Raw genomic sequence first — 22,728 nt, 5'->3', positions numbered from 1 at the left:
CATGTCCCGCCTGCTCGTCGTTTTCCGGCTCGGGGTCAAGGAACTGTGGAGCCTCGCGCGCGACCCGATCCTGCTCGCGCTCATCATCTATACGTTCAGCGCGTCGATCTACGTCGCCGCCACCGCCCGCCCGGAAACGCTGCACAAGGTGCCGATCGCGATCGTCGACGAGGATGCGTCGCCGCTGTCGGCGCGCATCGCGGCGGCGTTCTTCCCGCCGCAGTTCGCGCCGCCGCCGATCGTCGACGCCGGCGCGGCCGATCGCGGGCTGGACGACGGCGACTACACATTCTCGCTCGACATTCCACCCGACTTCCAGCGCGACGTGCTCGCCGGCCGCCACGCGACGGTCCAGCTCAACGTCGATGCGACCCGCATGACGCAGGCGTTCACCGGCGGCGGTTACATCCAGCAGATCGTGGCGGGCGAGATCGATGCCTTCGTGCAGCGCCATCGCGGCACGTCCTTGCCGCCCGTCGATCTCGCGATGCGGATGCGCTTCAACCCGAATCTCGACGAAGTCTGGTTCGGCGCGCTGATGGAGCTGATCAACAACGTGACGATGCTGTCGATGATCCTCACCGGGGCCGCGCTGATTCGCGAGCGCGAGCACGGCACGATCGAGCATCTGCTCGTCATGCCGGTGAGCGCGGCGGAAATCATGCTCGCGAAGGTCTGGTCGATGGGGCTCGTCGTCGCGGCGGCGGCAGTCGCGTCGCTGACGCTCGTCGTGGGCGGCGCGCTGCACGTGCCGATTCCCGGGTCCGTGCCGCTGTTCGTGGCCGGCATGGCGTTGCACCTGTTCGCGACCACGTCGATGGGGATCTTTCTCGCGACGCTCGTGCGCAGCATGCCGCAGTTCGGCATGCTGCTCGTCCTCGTGCTGCTGCCGCTGCAACTGCTGTCGGGCGGGCTGACGCCGCGCGAAAGCATGCCGCCCGTCGTGCAGGACATCATGCTGGCCGCGCCGACCACCCATTTCGTCGAGCTCGCGCAGCGCATCCTGTATCGCGGTGCCGGGCTCGATGCGGTGTGGGCCCAGTTTGCCGCGCTGTTCGCGATCGGCTGCGTGCTGTTTCTCCTTTCGCTGACGCGATTCCGCAAGACGATTGGTCAGATGACTTGATCGACGCGTCGCGCCCGCGACGCCGGGATTTGTCCGTTGATACAGATCAATCGTGCCGGAGCGCGGCACGCGATCATGACGCCATGTCTTGCGCAACCAGTGGCAGCTACGTTGACGGCAACGCCGTCAACGGCGGCCGCTTCCCGGGAGAACGTCATGATGGGACTGCCATACCGAAGCGCGCTCGCGACGCTCTGCGTGTTCATCGCGCTCGCTTCGCTGCTGGGCGTCGTGCATGCGATGCTGATCGACGAGACGGTTGTTCCGTACGCAATCATCGCGCTGGTGTCGGGCGTCGTCGCGTTCATCGCGCAGCTCGATCCCGCGTCGTCCGCACATCGGCGGCACGGACGGGACGCGCTGGATTCGTCATCGTGAACGGTATCCTCCGGCTCGCGTTCAAGCTGCTCGTCAACGACAGTGCGAAATTCACCGCGTTGACCGTCGGCATCACCTTCTCGGTGCTGCTGATGATCGAGATGACGTCGCTGTTCGCCGGCATCCTGAACAAGTCGTCGGCGTCGGTCATCAACATTGGCGCGAAGGTCTGGGTGATGGACCCGGCCGTGAAGACGATCGCGAACAGCATCGGCATGCCCGACTACGTGCTCGACGCCGTGCGCAGCATCGACGGCGTGAAGTATGCGGTGCCGCTCTACTCCGGCGGCGCGCTCGTCAAGCTGCGCTCCGGCACCTATCAGGCCGTGACGGTCGTCGGCCTCGACGACGCCAGCCTGCTCGGCCGCCCGACGATGCTGCAGGGCCGCATCGAGGACATCTACGCGGAAAACGGCTTCATCGCGATTCAGGATCCGGAGTTTCCGAAGCTCGAAAATCCGTCGGTCGGCACAGATTTCGAACTGAACGATCATCGCGGCGTGATCGTCGGCATCGCGAAGGTCGCCGCGAGCGGCCTGTTCGGCACGCCGACGCTCTACACCACGTACGCGCGCGCGATCCGCTACATTCCGTCGCCGCGCTTCACGACCTCGTACATCCTCGTCGAGCCGAAGTCGGATGCGGACGTTGCACACATCAAGGCGGTGGTGACGTCGCTCGGCTATCGTGCATACACGCGCGACGAATTCATCGCGCAGATCGCGCGCTTCTACAAGTACGAGACGGGCCTTGGCACCAACATCATGCTGATGACGATCATCAGCTTCATCATCGGCCTGTCGATTTCAGGGCAGACGTTCTACGCGTTCATCCTCGAGAACCTGGACAAGTTCGGCGCGCTGAAGGCGATCGGCGCGAAGAGCCGCGAACTGGTCGCGATGATCCTGTTCCAGGCGACCTTCACCGCGCTGACCGGCTACGGTATCGGCGTCGGGCTGTGCGTGCTGATGATCACGCTCGCCAAACTGAGGATTCCGGACTACGCGGCGCTGATTACTTACGGCAACCTGTCGCTCGCGTTCGGCATGGTGGTCGTGATCGCAACGATCTCGAGCTATCTCGGCGTGCGGCGCGTGCTGCGCATCGAGCCGTTCGACATCTTCCGGGGCTGACGATGGCCGGCATCGCGATCGACGCCCACGGCGTCAGCAAATGGTTCGGCGAAGGCGACGCGCGCACGCAGGCGCTGCGCGACGTATCGATCCAGGCGAACTTCGGCGAGATGCTGCTGATCGTCGGGCCGTCCGGCAGCGGCAAGACCACGCTGCTCAGCGTGATCTCGGGCATCCTTCGGCCCGACGACGGCTCCGTGTCGATCGACGGCATCGACCTGTGGGCGCAGTCGAACGATTCGATCGCCGATTTCCGGCTGAACCGGATCGGCTTCGTGTTCCAGGACTACCACCTGTTCCCGCGGCTCACGACCGCGGAAAACGTCGCGATCCCGCTGATCCTGAAGCGCCGGCCGTGGGATGAAGCGATCAAGGAAGCGCACGCGTACCTGGACGTCGTCGGGCTCGCGAACCGCGCGCAACTTCCGCCCGTCAAGCTGTCCGGCGGCGAGCAGCAGCGCGTCGCGATCGCGCGCGCGATCGTCAGCCAGCCCGACCTGCTGATCCTCGACGAGCCTACCGCGTCGCTCGACGGCGACACGGGCCGCATGATCATCGACTTCGTCAAGCACAAGGTGCTGAGCGACACGCGCTGCATCGTGATCGTCACGCACGACGCGCGGATTTTCGAATACGCGGATCGCATCCTGCGGATGGAGGACGGCAGGCTGAGCGGGATCGAGCGCGGAGGTGCGCGATGAAACACCGGCTCGTGTTCGTGCTGGCCGTGCTCGGCTTCCTGGCAAGCATCGCCGCCGCGTGGCTCTACGGCCGCCAGGAGCCGCCGCAGCCGCCGGTATTCAAGCCGGCCGCCAATCCGTATGCGCGCGGCGTCTATGCGAACGGCATCGTCGAGAGCGAGCAACCGGCCGGCGCGAACGTGAACGTCTATCCGGACGTCTCGGGCGCAGTGACGCGCATCCTCGTGCACGACGGCGATCCGGTGAAGGCCGGCGACGCGTTGCTGACGATCGACGACGCGGTGCAGCGCGCCACCGCCGCCCAGCTCGCGGCGCAGGCCGACGCGGCCGTCGCCCTGCTCGACGAACTGAAGGCCCAGCCGCGCCGCGAGGTGCTCGACGTGGCCAGTGCGCAGACCGCGGCCGCGCAGGCGAGCCTGAAGCTCGCCCAGGACCAGTACGACAAGCAGCGGCACGCGTACGACATCGATCCGAAGGCGGTGAGCCGCGACGCGCTCGACACGGCCGCGAACGCGGTGCGCGTCGCGGCGGCCAACCTGGACGTCGTGACGCGGCAGTATCGTCTGACGAAAGCCGGCGCCTGGAACTACGACGTGCGCAACCAGGAAGCGCAGGCCGTCGCGCTGCGGCGCGCGGCGGATGCGGCGGCCGCCCTGCTCGCCCGCTACACACTGCGCGCGCCGGCCGACGGCACGGTGCTCGCGATGAACGCGGCCGTCGGCTCGTACCTGACTTCGCAGGGGCTGTACGACACCTACACGCAGGGCAACGCGCCCGTCGCGGTGCTCGGCACACCGGTCGACCGGCTGCAGGTGCGCTGCTACATCGACGAAATCCTGATCCACCAGCTACCCGACCTGCACGCGTTGAAGGCGCACATGTTCGTGCGCGGCACGTCGGTCGAGGCCGATCTCCAGTTCGTGCGCGTGCAGCCGTACGTCACGCCGAAGATCGAGCTGTCCGACCAGCGCACCGAGCGCGTCGACGTGCGCGTGCTGCCGGTCATTTTCCGTATCGTGCCGAACAGGAACGTGCGGCTGTTTCCCGGGCAGATCGTCGATGTCTACGTCGCAGGCAAATAACGGAGCCCGTCGTGCACGGGCGCTGCGCCGCGGAGCCGGCGCGCTGGCCGTCGCCGTGCTGCTCGCCGGCTGCATGGTCGGGCCGAATTTCGTCCCGCCGCCCGCGCCGCGTGTCGGGCGCTTCGTGCCGCCCGACGACCCGCGCGCAGCGTCCGGCCCCTGGACCGGCGATGGACGGACGCAGGCCTTGTCCGCGGATACGGCGCTCACGCGCGACTGGTGGACGCGCTTCGGCAGCCGCGCGATCGACTCGACCGTCGACGCAGCACTGACCGGCAGCCCGACGCTCGATCTCGCCGAAGCGACGCTGCGGCGCAGCGAGCACGCGCTGCGGGCCGGCCAGGGGATCTTTTTTCCGCAGGTGGATGCACAGGCCGGCGCGTCGCGCCAGCGCGCCACGCCGCTGCGCACCGGCCAGGCATTGCCGGCATCGATCTTCAACCTGTTCACGCTGTCGGCGACGGTCAGCTACACGCTCGACCTGTGGGGCGGCGAACGGCGCCAGGTCGAAGCGCTCAAGGCCGACGTCGATGCGCAGCGGCAGGCGCTGGCGGGCGCGTATCTGATGCTGACCGCGAACGTCGTCAATACGATGGTCGCGCGCGCGGCCTATCGCGACGAAGCCGCGGCGACGCGCGAGATGATCGGCCTGCTCGACGAGCAGATTCGTCTGACGCGCGTGCAGGTGGCGGCCGGCGCGGCGGCCTACGTCGCGGTGCTGACGCTGGAATCGCAGCGGGCATCGCTCGAGGCGACGCTGCCCGCGCTCGACCAGAAGCGCGCGCAGGCCGACGATCTGCTCGCGCTGCTGGCCGGCCGCTACCCGGTCGACTGGCAGACGCCGGACCTGTCGCTCGACGGGATCGAATTGCCCGCCAGCCTGCCCGACACGGCGCCGTCGTCGCTGGTCCGCCGCCGCCCCGACATTCTGCAGGCCGAAGCCCAACTGCACGTGGCCAGCGCGCAGGTCGGCGTCGCGACGGCCGCGCTCTACCCGAACCTCACGCTGTCCGCATCGGGTGGGTTCGAAAGCGTCGTCGCCGGCAAGCTGTTCGCGCCGGCCGGCCGCGCATGGAGCGTCGGCGCCGGACTCACCGCGCCGCTCTTTCACGGCGGCACGCTGCTGAACCAGCGGCGCGCCGCGCAGGATGCGTATGACGAAGCCGATGCGACCTACCGCCAAGTGGTGCTGTCGGCGTTTTCGCAGGTGGCCGACACGTTGCGCGCGCTTGCGAACGACGCGGCGGCGCTCGATGCGCAGGCGCGCGCAATGGCTGCTGCCCGTGACGCGCTGAAGCTCACGCAGGCCGGTTACGACGCGGGGATCGCCGGTTACGTCCAGTTGCTGGTCGCCGACGTGCAATACCATCAGGCGCGGATTGCGTGGCTGCAAACGGTCGCGCAGCGCCTGCAGGACACGGTCGCGTTCTACGTCGCGCTCGGCGGCGGCTGGGGCGACGCGGGCTGACAGGCGCGCCGCACGGGTATTCAGCTCCGTTTTCAGGTCCATTCAGGCCGTCTGCGGCGCGACGTCGGGCCGCTGCCACGGCGGCAATTCCGCCCAGCCGAGCGGCCCGTAGACGGTGCCGCCGGCGGCCTCGATCCTCTCGACGAACGTGGCGAGCGTCGCCCCGGCCGGCACGGTCAGCGTCAACGCATCGACGAAATCCTCGCTGCGCAGCCATGGCGCCGCGCCGTGGTTGATCTGCTGGACGCTCCACGCATGCCCGTGCCGCCCGGCCTCGGGCGGCAAAAGACTCGGCGCGTCGAACGCGACCCGGAGCAATTGCGCGCGCGAATCGCTGTACGGCGGTTTCGCGGCATCCTGGTACGGCACGTCCGCCCAGCGCTCGCCGCATTGCTCGTCGAGCGGCAAGATTGTGAACCACGCCCACGGCGAGCGGACGAAGCACAGCCGGTAAAGGGGCCCGGCGCCATCCAGATTGGCGATCAACGTCATGATGGGTTCATCCCGAAAGACTCGTGATGCCGATACGCGGCACGCGCACGGCATGCGCGGATAACGGGGTCACGACACGACCCCGCCTGCGCGCACGAAATCACTATCCTGCCGCCGCCGCGGCTCAAGGTTGATCGTCGTCAAACCGCGCGCCGTCGGGGAATCTCGCGCGGACGGCATGGGGATCCATCAATTCCTGATTTCGGTCAACCGCCGCGCGCGCGTTCGGCATGTAATCGACTTACTGTTCCGTCGACTCCCGGTGAGGCAATCCATGAAACTGACATTTCTCGGCGCGACCGAAACGGTGACCGGCTCGAAGTATCTGGTCGAGCACGGCGGCCGGCGTGTCCTGGTCGATTGCGGCCTGTTCCAGGGGACGAAGAACCTGCGGCTGCGCAACTGGCGGCCGCTGCCGCTCGCGCCCGACACGCTGGGCGCGGTCGTGCTCACGCACGCGCACATCGATCACACCGGCTATCTTCCGGTGCTGGTACGCGAAGGCTATCGCGGGCCGGTGTACTGCACGGCGGCCACTGCCGAACTCTGCGACATCATGCTGCGCGACAGCGCGCGGCTGCAGGAAGAGGAAGCCGACTTCGCGAACCGGCACGGTTACTCGAAGCATCATCCGGCGCAACCGCTCTACACGCTGGACGACGCGCAGCGCGCGCTACGCCTGCTGAAGCCCGTCGCCTTCGACGAATGCACGGCGCTGGGCGGCAGCCTGTCGTTCCGCCTGCTACCGGCCGGGCACATCCTCGGCGCGGCGAGCGTCGTGATGCACTGGGATCACAAGGTGCTCGCGTTCTCGGGCGACCTCGGCCGGTATCACGACCCGATCATGCAGCCGCCGCGCCCGCCCGCGCATGCGGACTATCTGGTCGTGGAATCGACATACGGCGACCGGCTGCATCCGGCGTCGGATCCCGAGAACGAACTGGCCGCGATGTTCGACAAGACCTTCGCGCGCGGCGGAGTCGTCGTGATGCCCTGCTTCACCGTCGGCCGCGCGCAGGAAATCCTGCACTACATCGCGCGGCTCAAGGCGTCCGGCCGCATGGCGCGCGTCCCGGTGTTCCTCGACAGCCCGATGGCGACGGACGTGACCGAGATCTATCGCCACCATATCCTCGAGCACCGCCTGACCATCTCCGACGCGAACGCGCTCGGCCACGCGGCGACGATGATCCGCTCGATCGACCAGTCGAAGGCGATTGCCGAACACCACGGCCCGATGGTCATCATCGCCGGCAGCGGGATGGCGACGGGCGGGCGCGTGCTGCATCACCTGACCCGCTATGCGCCCGATGCGCGCAACACGATCGCGCTGGTCGGCTACCAGGCCGCCGGCACGCGCGGCGCGGCGCTGGCGGCGCACGAGCCGACGCTGAAGATTCATGGCGAGTACGTCCGCGTGCGCGCTCAGGTCGAGTCGATCACGACGCTGTCGGCCCATGGCGACTACGAAGAGATTCTGAAGTGGCTCGGCACGATGCAATGCGCGCCCGTGCGGACGTTCGTCACGCATGGCGAACCCGCTGCTGCGGACGCCATGCGCCGGCGCATCGCGGAGAGCCTGCACTGGCGGTGCGAGGTGCCGACCTACGGGCAGTGCGTCGATCTGGACGAGGCTGAATCCAGCAACACGCAGGAACCCGCCGCGCTGTCGTCCTGACGGCCGGCGAATCGCGGACGAATCGCGGGCGAAATGCCCGCCGCGCGTGACGGGAGGCGGAGGCCGCCGGTTCCCGCCGCGCACGGCCCGGCAATCAGCCGACTTCGATGATGACCTTCAACGCGTGGGTTTGCGCGGCGCGCCCGAACGTGTCGTACGCGCGTTCCACGTCGTCGAGCGAGAACCGGTGCGTGATCAGGCGCGCCGGATCGAGGCGTCCGGCGCCCACGGTTTTCAGCAGCATCGGCGTGCTGACCGTGTCGACGAGCCGCGTCGTGATCGAGATGTTGCGATCCCACAGCTTCTCGAGGTGCAGGTCGGCCTTGACACCGTGCACGCCGACGTTCGCGACGACCCCGCCGGGCGCCACGAGCGACGTGCACATCTCGAACGTCGCCGGAATGCCGACCGCTTCGATCGCGCAATCCACGCCCACGCCGTCGGTCAGCTTCATGACTTCCGCCACCGGGTCGCCGCTGCTGCCGTCGAAGCAGTCGGTCGCGCCGAAACGCCGTGCAACCTCGAGCCGGTTGCTGTCCGGGTCGATCATGATGACCCGCGCGGGCGAATAGAACTGCGCGGTCAGCAACGCGGCCAGCCCGATCGGCCCCGCGCCGACGATCGCGACCGAGCAGCCCGGCTGCACCTTGCCGTTCAGCACGCCGCATTCGAATCCGGTCGGCAGGATGTCGGACAGCATCACGAGCGCGTCCTCGTCCGAAACGGCCGGAATCCGGTACAGGCTGGTCGGCGCATGCGGGATGCGCACGAACTCGGCCTGCGTGCCGTCGATCCGGTTGCCGAGTATCCATCCGCCGGTCGTGCAATGCGAATACAGTCCGCGGCGGCAATACTCGCAGCGGCCGCACGACGAGATGCACGAAATCAGCACGTGATCGCCCGGCTTCAGCGAATCGACCGCGGCGCCGACCTGCTCGACGATGCCGACGCCTTCATGACCGAGAATGCGGCCCGGTTCGCACGTCGGCACGTCGCCCTTGAGAATGTGCAGATCGGTGCCGCAGATCGTCGTGCGCGTCACGCGGACGATCGCGTCGGTGGGCGATTGCAGTTCCGGTTTGGGCCGCCGTTCGAGCGCCTTGCGCCCCGGGCCGTGGTAAACAAGTGCTTTCATCGCGATTCCTCCATCGAAAGGGGGGCCTGTTCAGGCATCGGGGCGGCGTCAGGCCGGACCTGAGCCAGCAACACCGCGAGCGCACACGAGGCGACCCGGACGGCGACGCCGTCGGCGCGGCTCGTCAGCACGATCGGCACGCGCGCGCCCACGACGACGCCCGCGTTCGCGGCACCGCCCAGGTATTCGAGCTGTTTCGCGAGCATGTTGCCCGCTTCGATATCGGGCACGACCAGGATGTCGGCACGGCCGGCAACCGGCGAGTCGATCCCCTTCTCGCGCGCGGCCCGCTGCGATATCGCGTTGTCGAACGCGAGCGGGCCGTCGACGATCGCCCCCGTGATCTGCCCGCGCTCGGCCATCTTCGCCAGGGCCGCCGCGTCGAGCGTCGAGCGCATCGCCGGATTGACGGTCTCGACCGCGCACAGCACGGCCACGCGCGGGCACGCAACGCCCAGCGCATGCGCGACGTCGATCGCGTTCTGCGTGATGGACGCCTTCTGCGCGAGATCCGGTGCGATATTGACGGCCGCGTCGGTCAGCAGGAACGGGCGCGGATAGGCGGGCGCCTCGATCAGGAAACAGTGAGACATGCGCTTGTCCGTGCGCAGGCCCGATTCCGCGGCGACGACCGCGCCCATCAGCTCGTCGGTATGCAGGCTGCCCTTCATCAGCGCGCCGACGCGGCCCGACTTCGCGAGCTCCACCGCCCGGGCCGCCGCCGCATGGCTGTGCGGCACGTCCTCGATCGCCCATTTCGCCAGATCGACGCCCGCCTCGGCCGCCACGCGCGTCACCTTCGCACGCGGCGCGACGATCAGCGGCTCGATCGTCGCGCCCAACGGCGACGCATTGATCGCGGCAAGCGCGACGAGACTGGCCGCGTCGCACGGATGCACGACGGCCACCTTCAGCGGCGGCGCATGGCGCGCGCGCTCGATCAGTTCGGGAAGTTCGCCGTCCGCGCGCGGCAACAGCCCGGGCAGGCACGCGCCGACGGACACATCCGGATGCAGGTTCATGTTCATGTCTCGAGCACGTAGGTGCCGGGTGCCGCGCCGAAGCCGGCGGCCGGCACCCGCGCCGGCACGTCGCCCGACGAATGCGCGCGCAACCAGTCGTGCCAGCATGTCCACCACGATCCGTCGACTGCGGGCGTTTCGCGCACGAAATCATGCCGGCTGCGGTAAGGCGCGCCGGGCTCGCGCGTCGCGCAGCGATAGTGGCGCCCCGGATGCCCGGGCTCGGACACGATGCCGGCATTGTGGCCGCCGGAGGTCAGCACGAACGTCAGCGCGTGGTGCGTGAGCAGATGCAGCTTGTAGACGGAATGCCAGGGCGACACGTGATCGCGTTCGGTCCCGACCACGAACGTCGGCGCGTCGATATCCGACAGCGCGACCGGTCGGCCGTCGACGCAATAGCGGCCGGCCGCGAGATCGTTGTCGAGAAAGAGCCGCGTCAGGTATTCCGTATGCATCCGATACGGCATGCGCGTGGTGTCCTCGTTCCACGACATCAGGTCATTCGGCTTGGTGCGCTTGCCGAGCAGGTATTCGCTCATTAAGCGCGACCAGATCAGGTCGCGCGCGTTCAGCAGCTGGAACGCGGCGGACATCTGCGCGCCGTCCAGGTAGCCCTGCCGCCACATCAGCGCATCGAGCGCGGACAGTTCGCTCGCGTCGATGAACAGGCCGAGTTCGCCGGGTTCGCTGAAATCGGTCTGGGCCGCCAGCAACGTCACGGACCGCAATGCGTCGTGCTGCCGCCCGTCGCGCGCGAGCGCCGCCGCACCGATCGCCAGCAGCGTGCCGCCGAGGCAGTAGCCGACCGCGTGGACGGCTTCGCCGCAGATCGACCGGACGGCGTCGAGCGCCGCCATGCACCCGTCACGCAGATAATCGTCGAGCCCGAGCTCGCGCGCCTCCGCGCCCGGATTGCGCCACGACACGGCAAACACCGTGTAGCCGGCGTTGACCAGGAAGCGGATCAGCGAATCGTGCGGTTGCAGGTCGAGGATGTAGTACTTCATGATCCACGACGGCACGATCAGGATCGGCTCGCGGGCCACGGTGGGCGTCGTCGGGTCGTATTGCAGCAGCTCGCACAGCGCGTTGCGCCACACGACGCGGCCCGGCGTGATCGCCACGTCGCGCCCCGGCAGATAGCTGCGTGTGTCGCGGGCCCGCGTGCCGCTCGTGCGATCGAGCAACGCATTCGCGTCGTCCAGCCAGTGCCGGAAGCCTGCCGCGAGATTCGCGCCGCCGCTGCGCATCGTCGCGTCGAGCACGACCGGGTTGGTCGCCAGGAAATTGCCCGGCGAGCACGCGTCGAGCCACTGTCGCGCGATGAATCCGACCAGTTCCTCGTGGTGCCGTTCGACACCCGGCACGCCGCGCGTCGCGTCGCGCCACCAGCGCTGGATCGACAGGAAGCCGTCGCGATACGCGCTAAACGGCCATCCGGCCCACGCGGGCGCGGCGAAGCGCGGATCGGCCTGCCCGGCGTGCACGGCCAGGCCGCTCGTGTCGGCCTCTTCGGCCTCGCCCTTGCCCCGGCTTGCGGCCGGTGCAGCGGCAGCCAGCCACGCCTGCGTCGCAAGCTCGAAGCATTTTCCCGGCGACACGGCCAGATGCGCGCCCCAGTCGAGCATGGCCAGCGCGATCGACACGGGCGACAACCCGAAGGTCATCGCGGCCACGTTCGCATGCGCGGCGCGGTTCCATTGTTCGGCGGGCGACGTGCTGACCGGCGTGCATTCGGCCGTGTGCGATGCCGGTTCGCTCGTACCCGTTGGCCGCATCGATTCGTGCTCGATCGGCAAGCGCATGACGGATGCTTTCATCGCATGTGCATGCCGCCGTTGACGTCGAATTCCGCGCCCGTCGCGAAAGCCCCCGCGTCGGAACACAGGAAGGCGACGAGCTCGGCGATTTCGCCGGGGTTGCCAAGGCGGCCGACCGGAATCTGCGGCAGGATCTTCGTGTCGAGCACTTCCTTCGGCACCGTCTCGAGCATCGCGGTCGCCAGATAGCCAGGCGCAACCGTGTTGACCGTGACGCCGTGGCGCGCGAGCTCGAGCGCCAGCGCCTTCGTGAAGCCGTGGATGCCAGCCTTCGCGGCCGCATAGTTCGCCTGCCCGTATGCGCCGCGCGAACCGTTCACCGAGCCGATGTTCACGATCCGCCCGAAGCCGGCCTCGATCATCCCCGGCACGAACGGCTTCGTCATGTTGAACATGCCGTCGAGGTTGGTGCGCAGCACCGCATCCCACATGCTCTTGGTCATCTTCACGAAGGTGGCGTCGTGCGTGATCCCGGCGTTGTTGACGAGCACGTCGACGCGCCCGAACTCGGCCAGCACGCGGGCCCCGCAATGCTGGCACGAATCGTAGTCGGCGACGTCGACCTCGAACGCATGGAACGTCCTGCCCGCCTCGCGTTCGTGCGTGAGCCACGTCGCGACGTGGTCGTTGCCTTCCGTGTGCGACACCGCCACCGTCATGCCGGCATCGTGCAGGCGACGGCTGATCGCGGCGCCAAGCCCGCCCATGCCTCCCGTGATGAATGCGACACGCTCAGCACGCATGGCCGTTCTCCAGTGCGCCGGCGATGCCGTTCAGGCGGCGGGGGGACCCCGGCGCCGCGCCGGCCGCGTCCTCGATCCCGCGTTCCAGTGCCGTCATCCAGTCTGCCCACGGCATGCTGGCTTCGTTGACCACGGCCAGTCGTTCCAGATCGGGCAACCAGTCGGTCTGATAACGCGACAGCGCGCCTGCACCGTATTCGCGCGCCCAGGTGCGCCATGCGCCGGCGCTCTCGTATTGCGCCCGCATGCACAGCTCGGTGGCATCCTGCCAGATCGCGACGCTCGCGATCGCGTAGTCGCGCATCACCTGCCGGGCCGCCTCGCCGAAGGCCGTCCACTCCTGCGTGTCCGCAAGCGCCTGCTGCAGATGACGAACCGCATCGCGGTCGCGCTCGATGCGCCGCCCTGCCAGCGCATGCCATTCATGCTGCCAGTCGCGGTTTTGCGCGACCATGCGCAACGCGAGATCGCAGCCCGCGCGGCAAACGTCATTCGGTGTCGTCAAAGCGTACGTACTCATCGGCTTTCCTCTTTCGATCCGGTCAATGGGTTGGCATTGCGCCTCATGCCGCCTGCCCGGGATCGGCATCGCGACCGCTTCACTGTGCGGGCATCGCGCAAGGGAGCCGTTGATCTGAGTCAAGTACGCGGAAACCCTGCTCCGTAGACTGGATTGCACTGGCGGTTCCCCCGTCGATGGAGCGATTCCGATGAGCTACAAGAGCATAGTCGTGCACCTCGATTCGAGCGCCCGCGCGCATTCGCGGCTCGAGTTCGCGTTGCGTCTTGCCCGGCGCTTCGGCGCGCATCTGACCGGCCTGTACGCGGTCTACACACCGGAACCGCATTCGTTCTACGTGATGGCCGGGTCCGCCGATTACTTCCGTGAACACCGGGAACAGCGCGACGAACGGCTCGCCGCGCTGGAACGCCTGTTCCATGCGGAGACGGCCCGCGCGAAAGTGCAGGCCGCCTGGGTGCGTGCCGACGATCGCGCGAACCTGGCCGTGCCGCGCGCCGCACGCCTGGCCGACCTCGTGATCGCGGGCCAAAGCGACCCGAACGATCCCGAGACCTTCATCGACGACCAGTTTCCGGAAAATCTCGTGTTGTCCGCCGGTCGCCCGGTGCTGTTCGTGCCGTACACCGGCGAATTCCCGTCGATCGGCGAACGGGTGTTCGTCGCGTGGGACGGCAGCCGGGAAGCGGCCCGCGCCGCGCACGATGCGATTCCCTTTCTCGAACACGCGAAGCGCACGACGGTCGCCGCCGTGATCGACGGCGATTCGGAAGCGGCAACCACGCGTATTCCGGCCGCCGACGCCGCGCTGATGCTGGCGCGCCATGCACGCGACGTGAACGTGCTCGATATCGATACCGGCGCCGGCCCGGCGATCGGCGATACGTTGCTGTCGCGCGCTTATGAAACGGGTTCCGACCTGCTCGTGATGGGCGCCTACGGCCATCCGCGCTGGCGCGAGCTGGTGATGGGCGGCGCCACGCGCACGGTGCTGGCGTCGATGACGCTGCCCGTGCTGATGTCGCACTGAGCCGGCCGATGCGTACGCTCGCACTGCTCGTCGTGAATGCCGGTTCGTCGAGCGTCAAGTTCTCGATCTTCGCGTATCCGCCGCACGGCGATCCCGTGCGGCAGCCGCTGCACGGCGGCGAAGCGGTCGCGGCCGGCAACAGCGTGTCGATCCGGTTCGATGCCGATTCGGAAGGCTCGTTGCCGCTCGTCGGAGGCGATCCCTACCGCGCCGTGCTCGCGCAGATCGCGATGTGGATTCGCATCCGGTTGCCGCATATCACGCTGGGCGCGATCGCACATCGCGTCGTACACGGCGGCGTGCGATACGTGGAGCCGATGGTCGTCGACGGTGAAGCGCTGGACGCGCTGCGCACGTTGACGCCGCTGGCACCGTTGCATCAGCCGCACAGCCTGGATGCGATCGACGCGCTGCGCGACGCGTTTCCCGACGTCCCGCAGATCGCCGTGTTCGACACGGCGTTTCATCGCACGCTGCCGCGCGTCGAGCAGTTGCTGCCGTTGCCGCACGCGTGGTTCGACCAGGGTGTGCGCCGCTACGGGTTCCATGGGCTGTCGTACGAATACCTGTCCATCGCGCTGGCCGAATCGTTCGGCGCACGTGCGCATGGCCGCGTGATCGCCGCCCATCTCGGCAGCGGCGCGAGTCTGTGCGCGCTGCGCGACTGCCGCAGCGTCGCGACGACCATGGGCTTCTCCGCGCTCGACGGATTGATGATGAGCACCCGCTGCGGGACGCTCGACCCTGGCGTTGTCCTCCATCTGCTCGAGATCGGCAAGCTGTCCGGCGACGCACTGGGACACCTGCTGTATCACGAGTCGGGGCTCAAGGGCGTGTCGGGGGCATCCGGCGATCCGCGCGTGCTGCTCGCTTGCGAAGCGGCCGGCGACGAGCAGGCCCGCGACGCGCTGGCGCTGTACGTCCATCGCATCGTGCGCGAGACCGGCGCGCTGACCGCGCTGCTGGGCGGCCTGGACATGCTGGTCTTCACCGCCGGCATCGGCGAACACTCGGCAGAGCTGCGCGAGCGGATCTGCGCGTCGCTCGGGTGGCTTGGCATCGCGCTCGACGCGCGCGCGAATGCCGCCCACGCGCATGTCGTTTCGTCCGCGTCGAGCGCGGTCACGGTGGTCGTCGAGCCGACCAACGAAGCGTGGGTCGCGGCGCGCGCCGCGGTACGCGTGCTGCGCGGCAACCGCGACGATTGATCCAGATCAGCGCGATCGGCGTGCGCGCGCCGATGATGATTGCATCAACATCCGTTCAGGGGAATCGTCATGTACTCGAACATTCTGGTTGCGCTCGACGGCAGTGATACGTCGTCCCGCGCACTCGACGCCGCGCTGAACCTCGCGTCGGAGACGGGTGCACGGCTGACCCCCGTCTATGTCGTCGATTTCCTGGTGCCGGCCTACGACACGTACGGATACGACCCGTCGATCCTGATCGATGCGTTCCGCGAGGAAGGGCTGCGCGTCACGGACGACGCGGCGAAACGCATGAAAGCGCGCGACGTGGCCGGCACGCCGCGGATCTCCAATGTCGCGCCGGCCGGTGAAGACGTCGCGCAAAACATCGTCGGTCTCGCCGGCGAGATCGACGCCGACCTGATCGTGATGGGCACGCACGGCCGGCGCGGTTTCCAGCGCCTCTTCCTCGGCAGCGTGGCCGAACGCGTGCTGCGTCAGGCCAAGTGCCCGGTCCTGATGATTCCGGCGAGCTGCGCGGCGAAGGCGTCCGCCGAGACCACCACGGCATCAACCGAAAAGGAGCCGTCATGAGCTACAAGACCCTGCTCGTTCATCTCGACGACAGCGAGCGCTGTGCGACGCGCATCGACCTCGCCCTCGAACTCGCGGGGCGCTGGAACGCCCATCTGATCGGCCTCTACGTGGTTTGCCAGGACCTCTTCGAGCCGTTGCGACGGCCCGGCGAACCGCTGAAGCTGGCGGTCTACGAACGCTTGTGCGAACAGCGGCGCAAGGACGCGGAAGAAAGGTTCCTGATCGCCGCCGAACGCGCCGGGCGCAGCGTCGAATGGCAGGCGCCGACCGGCAACGTCACCGACGCAGCGGTCCTGCATGCGCGCCACGCCGATCTGCTGGTGCTCGGCCAGGAGAACCCCGACGACCGCTTGACCTACGTCGCACGGCATTTCCTCGAGGACGTCGTGATGGGCAGCGGACGCCCGGCGCTCGTCGTGCCCTACGCGGGCGACGTGCGAACGCTCGGCGAGAACGTGCTGATCGGCTGGGACGGCGGGCGCGAAGCCGCGCGCGCGATGGCCGACGCACTGCCGCTGCTCGCCCGCGCGCGCTTCGTCAACGTCGAGACGGTCAGCCGTGGGCAACCCGATCCGGACAAGACGCCGGCGGGTGTGGACGTCGCCGCGTATCTCGAACGGCACGGCATTCGCGCGTCGTTCTCGACGACGCCGCGCGAACGGTCGGTGAGCGTGGGTGCGACGCTGCTGAATCGGGCGACCGACCTGCACGCGGATCTGCTGGTGATGGGCCTGTACAGCCATGCGCGCATGCACGAACGCGTGCTGGGCGGCGCGACGCGCACGATCCTCGAGACGATGACGGTGCCGGTCCTGCTGTCTCACTGAGCGAACCAAAACGGGGCCAGCCACTCGCGGCTGCCCCCGTTTCCTGCCCCGACCGTCACAACATGCAGGCGCCTGCGCTCGGCCCCTCCCGTACGACCAGCACCGGCCGGTCCGCAATTCGCACCAGCGATTCGGCGACGCTGCCGAGCAACGCACGGCGCACGCCGCGCCGGCCATGCGTGCCCATCACGATCAGATCCGCATCGCATTCGGCGGCGGCTCGCGCCAGCACGTCCGAGATGTCCTCGCCGCACGCGTCGATCGTTTGCGCGATGCCACGCACGCCGGACAGCTGAAACGCGGTTTCCGCGTCCGAGACCGCGATAGCGGCCTTGTCCGCGTCCAGTCCGGCCGGGTCGCGCTGGTCGATATAGCCGCTGTCGACGTCGGCCAGCCGCGGCGCATCCGATACCACACACATGGCGATGACCAGGCTGCCCGAATCGCGGGCGAGCGAAATCGCCTCGTCGAGCGCGAGCCGCGCACTGCGGCTGCCGTCGAGTGCCGCAAAGATCCTCTGGTACATGGTGCCTCCCTGCCGTCCTCCGGGTTCGACCGGTTCGTGAAACCAGTCTGATCCCGACGGGCGCCTTTCCGTTGACACGGGTCAAGCACGCACGCTGCCGCACGTACCGGTCGGTCCCGATTGGCGAACGTCAGGAAAACGCGCACAATTCCGGGCAATATCGCAGTTGCGGCCCGCCCCGTTGTTCGTGCCTCGCGTCCGGCCCGCCGCCAGCCACCGACGAAGTCGGTCAGGATCAACGGCAATGACAACGAATTCGCCCCCCTTCAGGGCCGGGCCGGCGTCGCACCGGGTCCGGCCGGCGCGATATGCAGCCATGGCCGCGCTGCTGACGCTGGCGCTTGGCCTGACTGCAACGTTTGCGGCGTCCCGGGTACTGCAGAACGGTGCACAGCACGTCGCCCAGGCGAGGTTCGAGCAAACCGCGATACTCGCGACGGCCGACCTTCGGCGCACGCTCCTCGGCGCGGCTGCCGTATTGCGCAGCGCGCGCGGCTTTGCGTCAACCCTGCCCGCGCCGCAATCCGGGGCTGCGTGGCCCCGCTATCTCGCCAGTCTGAATCTGGACGGATTGCAGTCGCCGGTCCGCAGCCTCGGGAGAATCGAGCCGAGCGCGGCGGAGGACAATCAGGCGATCCGGCAGGCGCTGCAGCGCGCGGCGGAAACCGGCAAGGTCGCGCTCGCCGCGAACGCGAGCCAGGACAGCGCCGATGCGATGATTGCCCGGACGGAGCTGACGCTGTACCTGCCGATTTACGGAAACGCTCAAGATATCGCTTCGTCGGGGCCGCAGCACGCGACGGCCATCGGGTACGTTTTTGCGGCGCTGAACCCGGATCGCCTCGTCGATTCGTCCATTCTCGACCGGTTGCACCTGGAAATCACGGCCGACGATCCGGCCGCGCCGGTGTACTCAGGAGGTTTCGGCGTCGGCGACTCGACTGCCGCACGCGACATGCTCCAGCGAACCGATTCGCTGACGTTCGGCGGCACGCCGCTCTCGCTGCGTTACAGCGCGCCGCGCGCCGACACGTCCGGCTTCGTGATGGCCGTCCTGCTGGCCGGCACCGTGCTCTCGCTGACGCTGGCCGCGCTCGTGCAGCAGGTTCTCGCGAAGCGAGGGCTCGCCGGTATACCCGCCGGCGACAGCCAACCCACCGAGGCACGGATGATGGGCATCATCCGGTCGTCGATGGAGGCCATCATCACCGTCGACGAAAGCCAGACGATCGTGATCTTCAACCCGGCTGCCGAACACGTGTTCGGCGTCTCAGCGATGGAGGCGGTCGGTGCGCCGCTGTCCCGTTTCATCCCCGAGCGCTTCCGCGCCGCGCATGCGCGACACGTCGAGCAGTTCGGCGTGACGGGCGTGTCGGAGCGCCAGATGGGGCGGCAGCGCGTGCTGTTCGGCTTGCGCGGCGACGGCACCGAGTTTCCGATCGAGGCGTCGATCTCGCAGATTCGCGACGGCACCGGCAAGCTGTACACGGTCATGCTGCGCGACGTGACCGAGCGCATGCGCGCGGAAAACGCCCTCAAGCAGTCACGCGAGGAACTGCGCGACCTGTCCGCCAACCTGCAGAACGTGCGCGAGGAAGAGAAGAAGCGCATCGCCCGTGAGTTGCACGACGACCTCGGCCAGCAACTCACCGCGCTCAAGATGGATCTCTCGGCCGTCGAGCTGGGGCTCGGTGGTATTGTCGCCCCCAACACCGGTGTGCGCGAGCAGTTGGGCGGCATGCATCGCCTGATCGATTCGATCGTTGCGTCCGTGCGGCGCATCGCGGCCGATCTGCGGCCGGTGATGCTCGACGACCTGGGCCTCGTCCCGGCGATCGAATGGCTTGCAAACGATTTCACGCGCCGCTACCGGATCACGGTCGACCGGGACATCGCGCCCGTCGATACCGCGTTCACCAGCACCGGCGCGACCACGCTGTTCCGCATCGTGCAGGAGGCGCTGACCAACGTCGCGCGACACTCGGACGCGACGAACGTGAAGCTGGCATTGAAAGTGGAAGACGGCTATTGCATGCTGCGCATCGCGGACAACGGTCACGGCGCGCCGGAACACCCCCGCGATGTGCAGGACCGCCCGTCGTTCGGCCTGATCGGCATCCGCGAGCGCGCGCACATGCTCGACGGGACGGTGACGATCGACAACCGCCCGGGCGCGGGATTCACGATCACCGTGGCGCTGCCGCTTCACGCCATCCAGCAAGGAGACGTGCTGTCATGATCAGGGTACTCATCGCCGACGACCACGCACTCGTCAGGGAGGGTCTTCGGCACATCCTGCAGAGCGCGAGCGGTTTCGAGGTCGTCGGGGAAGCGCAGGACGGCGCCTCGACGATCGCGCTCATGCGCGACACGAGCGCCGACGTGCTGGTGCTCGACCTGTCGATGCCCGGCCGCAACGGTGTCGAACTCATCAAGCAGATCAAGGACGAGAAGCCGGGATTGCATATCCTCGTGCTGACGATGCACGCCGAACAGCAATATGCGGTGCGTGCGTTCCGGGCGGGTGCCTCGGGCTACATGACCAAGGAAAGTGCCAGCGCCGAACTGGTCGCCGCATTGAGCAAGATCGCGGCCGGCGGCGTCTACGTCAGCCTGACCATGGCCGAGCAGTTCGCGCAGAGTCTGAACGAGCCGACCGATCTCCTGCCGCACCAGCGCCTGTCCGACCGCGAGTTCGACGTCTTCCGGCGCGTCACCACCGGCGAGTCGATTTCCGAGATCGCGCAGGCGCTCTGCGTCAGCGTCAAGACCGTCAGCACATACAAGACGCGGATCCTAGAGAAGATGCAGATGCCGAACGACACGGCACTCGTGCGTTACGCGATGCGCCACAAGCTATTCGACGACCCGGACGATCTCTGACGGCGGCATCTGGCATGGCCGCGTGCCGGTCTTGATGCCCCGAAACGATCGCTGACGACGGCCACGCGGGCGCGGCGACACGGCGCCCGCCATCGGCGTCCGGCGCACGCCGGCGACGCTCGCGACAAGCTGCCGCGCCTCTGTAGGAACCGCCCTACAAGACTTCCATCTCACCTACGCCAACTTCAATTCCGGCTGATTTCCTTGACGTTGCGCAACATCCATACTGCACATCAAGAAAAGCGAACAAACGTGCCTCCCGGAGCCAAGGCAGCATCATCGACGAGACCGGCATATCGGTCTCCCGGCGCGTCCGGTGGGGTTTTCCCGACAGGAAGGCGGCAGAGACCAAGGCCGCCGGTATAACGGTCAGCGCCACCCCGCCCGACGGCGAGCCGCCGCTGCCCCCGAACTGGAGCCGATCATGCAGAGCAGTGCCGAAGTCTCGACGGCCATGCCGTTACGCACGTTCATCCCGCTGCACGCCGTCGAACCGACGGATCAGCCCAAGCGCGCCGCGTCCCGTTGTTCGACGTGTGCATTGCGTACCGTCTGCCTGCCGCCCAATCTTTCGCCCGCGGATTTCGCGCGTGTCGACGCGATGATCTGCACGACGCGCCACGTCAGGCGCGGCGAAACGCTGTTTCGCTCGGGCGACGCATTCAACAGCATTTATGCAGTGAGAACCGGATCGTTCAAGACCATCGTGATGCATCGCGACGGCGACGAGCAGATCACCGGCTTCCAGATCGTCGGCGAATCGCTCGGGCTCGATGGCGTGCACACCGGGCACCACAACGGCGACGCGATCGCGCTCGAGGACAGCACGGTCTGCATCATCCCGTTCGGCCAGCTCGAGCAGATGTGCCGCGAAGTGCGGCCTATGCAGCATCACGTGTATCAAATGATGAGCGCCGAGATCGTGCGCGAATCCTCCCAGATGCTGCTGCTCGGCACGATGAGTGCCGAGCAGCGCGTGGCCGCGTTCCTGCTGAATCTTTCCGCGCGCTTCAAGGCGCGCGGCTACTCGGCCGCGGAATTCGTGCTGCGGATGACGCGCGACGAGATCGGCGAATATCTCGGCATGAAGCTCGAAACGGTCAGCCGCATGCTGTCGAAGTTCCAGCACAAGGGGCTCGTCGCAGCGCAAGGCAAGCAAATCCGGATCGTCGATTCGGACGGCCTGCGGCAGATCTGAGCGCGCCGCGACGCCGTCGAGGCGATCAACCGCGCATGCCCAGCACGGCGGCGCCCGATACGCGCCCGCCGCGCAGGTCGTCGAGTGCGCGGTTCGCATCCGTCAGCACGTAGCGCACCGCCTCGACCCGCAGCGGCGTCGCGGCGGCGATCCGCATGAATTCGACCGCGTCCGCACGCGTCAGATTGGCCACCGATGCGATGCGGCGCTCGCCCCACAGCCACGCGTACGGAAAGCCCGGGATGTCGCTCATGTGAATGCCGCCGCACACGACGATCCCGCCTTTGTCGACCGCGCGCAGCGCGGCCGGCACCAGTGCGCCCACCGGCGCGAAAATCAGCGCGGCATCGAGCGGCTCCGGCGGCGCTTCGTCGCTGCCGCCGGCCCACGCGGCACCCAGCGACAGCGCGAGCTGCTGCGCCGCCATGTCGCCGGGCTTCGTCAGCGCGAACACCTTGCGTCCTTCGAAATGCGCGACCTGCGCGACGAGATGGGCCGCCGCCCCGAAACCGTAGATGCCGATGCGGCGTGCGCTGCCCGCCATGCGCAAGGTCCGATAACCGATCAGGCCGGCGCACAGGAGCGGCGCCGCCTCCAGGTCGGAATAGCGTTGCGGCAGATGCACACAATAGCGGTGATCGGCGACCGCGCACTCGGCATAGCCGCCGTCGATCGTATAGCCGGTGAATCCGGGGCTGTCGCACAGGTTCTCGCGGCCGGACGTGCAGTACGCGCAATGCCCGCACGTCGACCCTAGCCAGGGAACGCCTACGCGGTCGCCGACGGCGAAGGCCGTCACGCCTTCGCCCAGCCGGCGCACCGTTCCGACGATTTCGTGCCCGGGAATCAGCGGCAGCTTCGGATGCGCGAGCTCGCCGTCGACGACGTGCAGATCGGTCCGGCACACGCCGCACGCATGTACGTCGATCAGCAGCTGGCCCGCCGCGGGCGACGGATCCGGCACGTGCGCTTCGCGCAAATGCGGTGTCGTGCCGTCAAACATCATCGCAAGCATGCTCGCCTCCCTGCGCGACCGGTTTCGCGCGCTTCGCTTCCCAAGCGTAGTCGTCGAAGACCGCCTGCGTTGGACCCGATGAAGGGCGCTTGACGTGGGTCAACGGCCGCCGGACGGTTGCTGACACGATGAAGTGGCATGACGCCGCCCGCGCGGCAACCTGG

At 67.9% G+C, this 22,728-nt stretch carries 22 protein-coding genes; 14 read left to right on the top strand and 8 right to left on the bottom strand.

Annotation, left to right across the window (positions count from 1 at the left end):
- The first annotated feature begins 1 nt into the window (after position 1).
- The 6 genes from WS75_RS14065 (at position 2) to WS75_RS14040 (ending at position 5,888) form a co-directional block, all read left to right on the top strand.
- Entirely contained in the window at positions 2–1,126 is a 1,125-nt protein-coding gene (locus WS75_RS14065; protein ID WP_059680995.1) for an ABC transporter permease, read from the top strand.
- A 156-nt stretch (positions 1,127–1,282) separates the two neighbouring features.
- Positions 1,283–1,504 (top strand): DUF2964 family protein, encoded by a 222-nt coding sequence (locus WS75_RS14060; protein WP_059680994.1) that lies wholly within the window; start codon positions 1,283–1,285, stop codon positions 1,502–1,504.
- Positions 1,501–2,637 carry an ABC transporter permease gene (locus WS75_RS14055; RefSeq protein WP_059680993.1) on the top strand — a complete coding sequence of 379 codons (1,137 nt, stop codon included), beginning with the start codon at positions 1,501–1,503 and terminating at the stop codon, positions 2,635–2,637. Before WS75_RS14060 ends, WS75_RS14055 begins: the two co-directional genes overlap by 4 nt.
- The gene (locus WS75_RS14050; protein WP_179948907.1) at positions 2,634–3,338 is read left to right on the top strand and encodes an ABC transporter ATP-binding protein; all 705 of its coding nucleotides are present in this window, start codon (positions 2,634–2,636) and stop codon (positions 3,336–3,338) included. The genes WS75_RS14055 and WS75_RS14050 overlap by 4 nt, the downstream gene beginning before the upstream one ends.
- Positions 3,335–4,420 carry an HlyD family secretion protein gene (locus WS75_RS14045; RefSeq protein WP_059680991.1) on the top strand — a complete coding sequence of 362 codons (1,086 nt, stop codon included), beginning with the start codon at positions 3,335–3,337 and terminating at the stop codon, positions 4,418–4,420. Before WS75_RS14050 ends, WS75_RS14045 begins: the two co-directional genes overlap by 4 nt.
- On the top strand, positions 4,398–5,888 hold the full coding sequence (locus WS75_RS14040; RefSeq protein WP_059680990.1) for an efflux transporter outer membrane subunit: 1,491 nt from the start codon (positions 4,398–4,400) through the stop codon (positions 5,886–5,888). The genes WS75_RS14045 and WS75_RS14040 overlap by 23 nt, the downstream gene beginning before the upstream one ends.
- A gap of 42 nt (positions 5,889–5,930) precedes the next feature.
- On the opposite strand, the gene WS75_RS14035 is transcribed toward WS75_RS14040, so the two are convergent.
- On the bottom strand, positions 5,931–6,380 hold the full coding sequence (locus tag WS75_RS14035) for a hypothetical protein (protein WP_059680989.1): 450 nt from the start codon (positions 6,378–6,380) through the stop codon (positions 5,931–5,933).
- A 274-nt stretch (positions 6,381–6,654) separates the two neighbouring features.
- Between WS75_RS14035 and WS75_RS14030 the strand changes: the two genes are divergently transcribed.
- On the top strand, positions 6,655–8,058 hold the full coding sequence (locus tag WS75_RS14030) for an MBL fold metallo-hydrolase RNA specificity domain-containing protein (RefSeq protein WP_059680988.1): 1,404 nt from the start codon (positions 6,655–6,657) through the stop codon (positions 8,056–8,058).
- Between the two features lie 94 nt (positions 8,059–8,152).
- Here WS75_RS14030 and WS75_RS14025 read toward each other — a convergent pair whose 3' ends face one another.
- The 5 genes from WS75_RS14025 to WS75_RS14005 are packed head-to-tail and all read right to left on the bottom strand — an operon-like array spanning position 8,153 to position 13,301.
- Positions 8,153–9,193: a zinc-dependent alcohol dehydrogenase family protein gene (locus tag WS75_RS14025; RefSeq protein ID WP_059680987.1), complete on the bottom strand. Its 1,041-nt coding sequence runs from the start codon at positions 9,191–9,193 to the stop codon at positions 8,153–8,155.
- Positions 9,190–10,221: a bifunctional enoyl-CoA hydratase/phosphate acetyltransferase gene (locus WS75_RS14020; protein ID WP_059680986.1), complete on the bottom strand. Its 1,032-nt coding sequence runs from the start codon at positions 10,219–10,221 to the stop codon at positions 9,190–9,192. Before WS75_RS14020 ends, WS75_RS14025 begins: the two co-directional genes overlap by 4 nt.
- Positions 10,218–12,038, bottom strand: coding sequence for a PHA/PHB synthase family protein (locus WS75_RS14015; protein WP_059680985.1), 1,821 nt, complete (start codon positions 12,036–12,038; stop codon positions 10,218–10,220). Before WS75_RS14015 ends, WS75_RS14020 begins: the two co-directional genes overlap by 4 nt.
- On the bottom strand, positions 12,035–12,781 hold the full coding sequence (locus tag WS75_RS14010; RefSeq protein WP_059680984.1) for a beta-ketoacyl-ACP reductase: 747 nt from the start codon (positions 12,779–12,781) through the stop codon (positions 12,035–12,037). The genes WS75_RS14015 and WS75_RS14010 overlap by 4 nt, the downstream gene beginning before the upstream one ends.
- A complete protein-coding gene (locus tag WS75_RS14005) occupies positions 12,771–13,301 on the bottom strand; it encodes a hypothetical protein (protein WP_059680983.1) in 531 nt (176 codons plus the stop codon). Before WS75_RS14005 ends, WS75_RS14010 begins: the two co-directional genes overlap by 11 nt.
- Positions 13,302–13,491: 190 nt before the next feature.
- On the opposite strand from WS75_RS14005, the gene WS75_RS14000 reads away from it, so the two are divergent.
- From WS75_RS14000 to WS75_RS13985, 4 genes are all read left to right on the top strand, one after another.
- Complete coding sequence (locus tag WS75_RS14000) at positions 13,492–14,331, top strand: universal stress protein (RefSeq protein ID WP_059680982.1); 840 nt, start codon at positions 13,492–13,494, stop codon at positions 14,329–14,331.
- 8 nt (positions 14,332–14,339) lie between these two features.
- On the top strand, positions 14,340–15,539 hold the full coding sequence (locus WS75_RS13995) for an acetate/propionate family kinase (protein ID WP_059680981.1): 1,200 nt from the start codon (positions 14,340–14,342) through the stop codon (positions 15,537–15,539).
- Between the two features lie 69 nt (positions 15,540–15,608).
- Entirely contained in the window at positions 15,609–16,112 is a 504-nt protein-coding gene (locus WS75_RS13990; RefSeq protein ID WP_059680980.1) for a universal stress protein, read from the top strand.
- Positions 16,109–16,942, top strand: coding sequence for a universal stress protein (locus WS75_RS13985; protein ID WP_059680979.1), 834 nt, complete (start codon positions 16,109–16,111; stop codon positions 16,940–16,942). The genes WS75_RS13990 and WS75_RS13985 overlap by 4 nt, the downstream gene beginning before the upstream one ends.
- Before the next feature lie 55 nt (positions 16,943–16,997).
- On the opposite strand, the gene WS75_RS13980 is transcribed toward WS75_RS13985, so the two are convergent.
- Entirely contained in the window at positions 16,998–17,468 is a 471-nt protein-coding gene (locus WS75_RS13980) for a universal stress protein (protein WP_059680978.1), read from the bottom strand.
- 244 nt (positions 17,469–17,712) lie between these two features.
- Here WS75_RS13980 and WS75_RS13975 point away from each other — a divergent pair, with 244 nt between their 5' ends.
- The 3 genes from WS75_RS13975 to fnr all read left to right on the top strand — a co-directional run bounded on the left by WS75_RS13975 (position 17,713) and on the right by fnr (position 21,549).
- Positions 17,713–19,707 carry a PAS domain S-box protein gene (locus WS75_RS13975; RefSeq protein WP_059680977.1) on the top strand — a complete coding sequence of 665 codons (1,995 nt, stop codon included), beginning with the start codon at positions 17,713–17,715 and terminating at the stop codon, positions 19,705–19,707.
- Positions 19,704–20,351: a response regulator gene (locus tag WS75_RS13970; protein WP_059680976.1), complete on the top strand. Its 648-nt coding sequence runs from the start codon at positions 19,704–19,706 to the stop codon at positions 20,349–20,351. The genes WS75_RS13975 and WS75_RS13970 overlap by 4 nt, the downstream gene beginning before the upstream one ends.
- Before the next feature lie 424 nt (positions 20,352–20,775).
- Entirely contained in the window at positions 20,776–21,549 is a 774-nt protein-coding gene (gene fnr / locus WS75_RS13965; RefSeq protein WP_059680975.1) for a fumarate/nitrate reduction transcriptional regulator Fnr, read from the top strand.
- A 25-nt stretch (positions 21,550–21,574) separates the two neighbouring features.
- On the opposite strand, the gene WS75_RS13960 is transcribed toward fnr, so the two are convergent.
- Positions 21,575–22,564, bottom strand: a complete 990-nt coding sequence (locus tag WS75_RS13960) for a zinc-dependent alcohol dehydrogenase family protein (RefSeq protein ID WP_059680974.1) — start codon at positions 22,562–22,564, stop codon at positions 21,575–21,577.
- Positions 22,565–22,728: the final 164 nt, after the last annotated feature.

The organism is Burkholderia sp. FL-7-2-10-S1-D7 (assembly GCF_001524185.1).
Taxonomy (GTDB): domain Bacteria; phylum Pseudomonadota; class Gammaproteobacteria; order Burkholderiales; family Burkholderiaceae; genus Burkholderia; species Burkholderia diffusa.
Note: the sequence above shows the minus strand (reverse complement) of the source record. Positions and strands in the feature narration are given on the sequence as shown.

Bases quoted from the DNA above. Each gene is read 5' to 3' on its own strand.
- WS75_RS14030 (WP_059680988.1), top strand. From the start codon at position 6,655: ATGAAACTGACATTTCTCGGCGCGACCGAAACGGTGACCGGCTCGAAG.
- WS75_RS13980 (WP_059680978.1), bottom strand. From the start codon at position 17,468: ATGTACCAGAGGATCTTTGCGGCACTCGACGGCAGCCGCAGTGCGCGG.
- WS75_RS14015 (WP_059680985.1), bottom strand. From the start codon at position 12,038: ATGAAAGCATCCGTCATGCGCTTGCCGATCGAGCACGAATCGATGCGG.
- WS75_RS13995 (WP_059680981.1), top strand. From the start codon at position 14,340: ATGCGTACGCTCGCACTGCTCGTCGTGAATGCCGGTTCGTCGAGCGTC.
- WS75_RS14060 (WP_059680994.1), top strand. From the start codon at position 1,283: ATGATGGGACTGCCATACCGAAGCGCGCTCGCGACGCTCTGCGTGTTC.
- WS75_RS13970 (WP_059680976.1), top strand. From the start codon at position 19,704: ATGATCAGGGTACTCATCGCCGACGACCACGCACTCGTCAGGGAGGGT.
- fnr (WP_059680975.1), top strand. From the start codon at position 20,776: ATGCAGAGCAGTGCCGAAGTCTCGACGGCCATGCCGTTACGCACGTTC.
- WS75_RS14020 (WP_059680986.1), bottom strand. From the start codon at position 10,221: ATGAACATGAACCTGCATCCGGATGTGTCCGTCGGCGCGTGCCTGCCC.
- WS75_RS13990 (WP_059680980.1), top strand. From the start codon at position 15,609: ATGTACTCGAACATTCTGGTTGCGCTCGACGGCAGTGATACGTCGTCC.
- WS75_RS14045 (WP_059680991.1), top strand. From the start codon at position 3,335: ATGAAACACCGGCTCGTGTTCGTGCTGGCCGTGCTCGGCTTCCTGGCA.
- WS75_RS13985 (WP_059680979.1), top strand. From the start codon at position 16,109: ATGAGCTACAAGACCCTGCTCGTTCATCTCGACGACAGCGAGCGCTGT.
- WS75_RS13960 (WP_059680974.1), bottom strand. From the start codon at position 22,564: ATGCTTGCGATGATGTTTGACGGCACGACACCGCATTTGCGCGAAGCG.
- WS75_RS14040 (WP_059680990.1), top strand. From the start codon at position 4,398: ATGTCTACGTCGCAGGCAAATAACGGAGCCCGTCGTGCACGGGCGCTG.
- WS75_RS14010 (WP_059680984.1), bottom strand. From the start codon at position 12,781: ATGCGTGCTGAGCGTGTCGCATTCATCACGGGAGGCATGGGCGGGCTT.
- WS75_RS14035 (WP_059680989.1), bottom strand. From the start codon at position 6,380: ATGACGTTGATCGCCAATCTGGATGGCGCCGGGCCCCTTTACCGGCTG.
- WS75_RS14005 (WP_059680983.1), bottom strand. From the start codon at position 13,301: ATGAGTACGTACGCTTTGACGACACCGAATGACGTTTGCCGCGCGGGC.
- WS75_RS13975 (WP_059680977.1), top strand. From the start codon at position 17,713: ATGACAACGAATTCGCCCCCCTTCAGGGCCGGGCCGGCGTCGCACCGG.
- WS75_RS14000 (WP_059680982.1), top strand. From the start codon at position 13,492: ATGAGCTACAAGAGCATAGTCGTGCACCTCGATTCGAGCGCCCGCGCG.
- WS75_RS14025 (WP_059680987.1), bottom strand. From the start codon at position 9,193: ATGAAAGCACTTGTTTACCACGGCCCGGGGCGCAAGGCGCTCGAACGG.
- WS75_RS14065 (WP_059680995.1), top strand. From the start codon at position 2: ATGTCCCGCCTGCTCGTCGTTTTCCGGCTCGGGGTCAAGGAACTGTGG.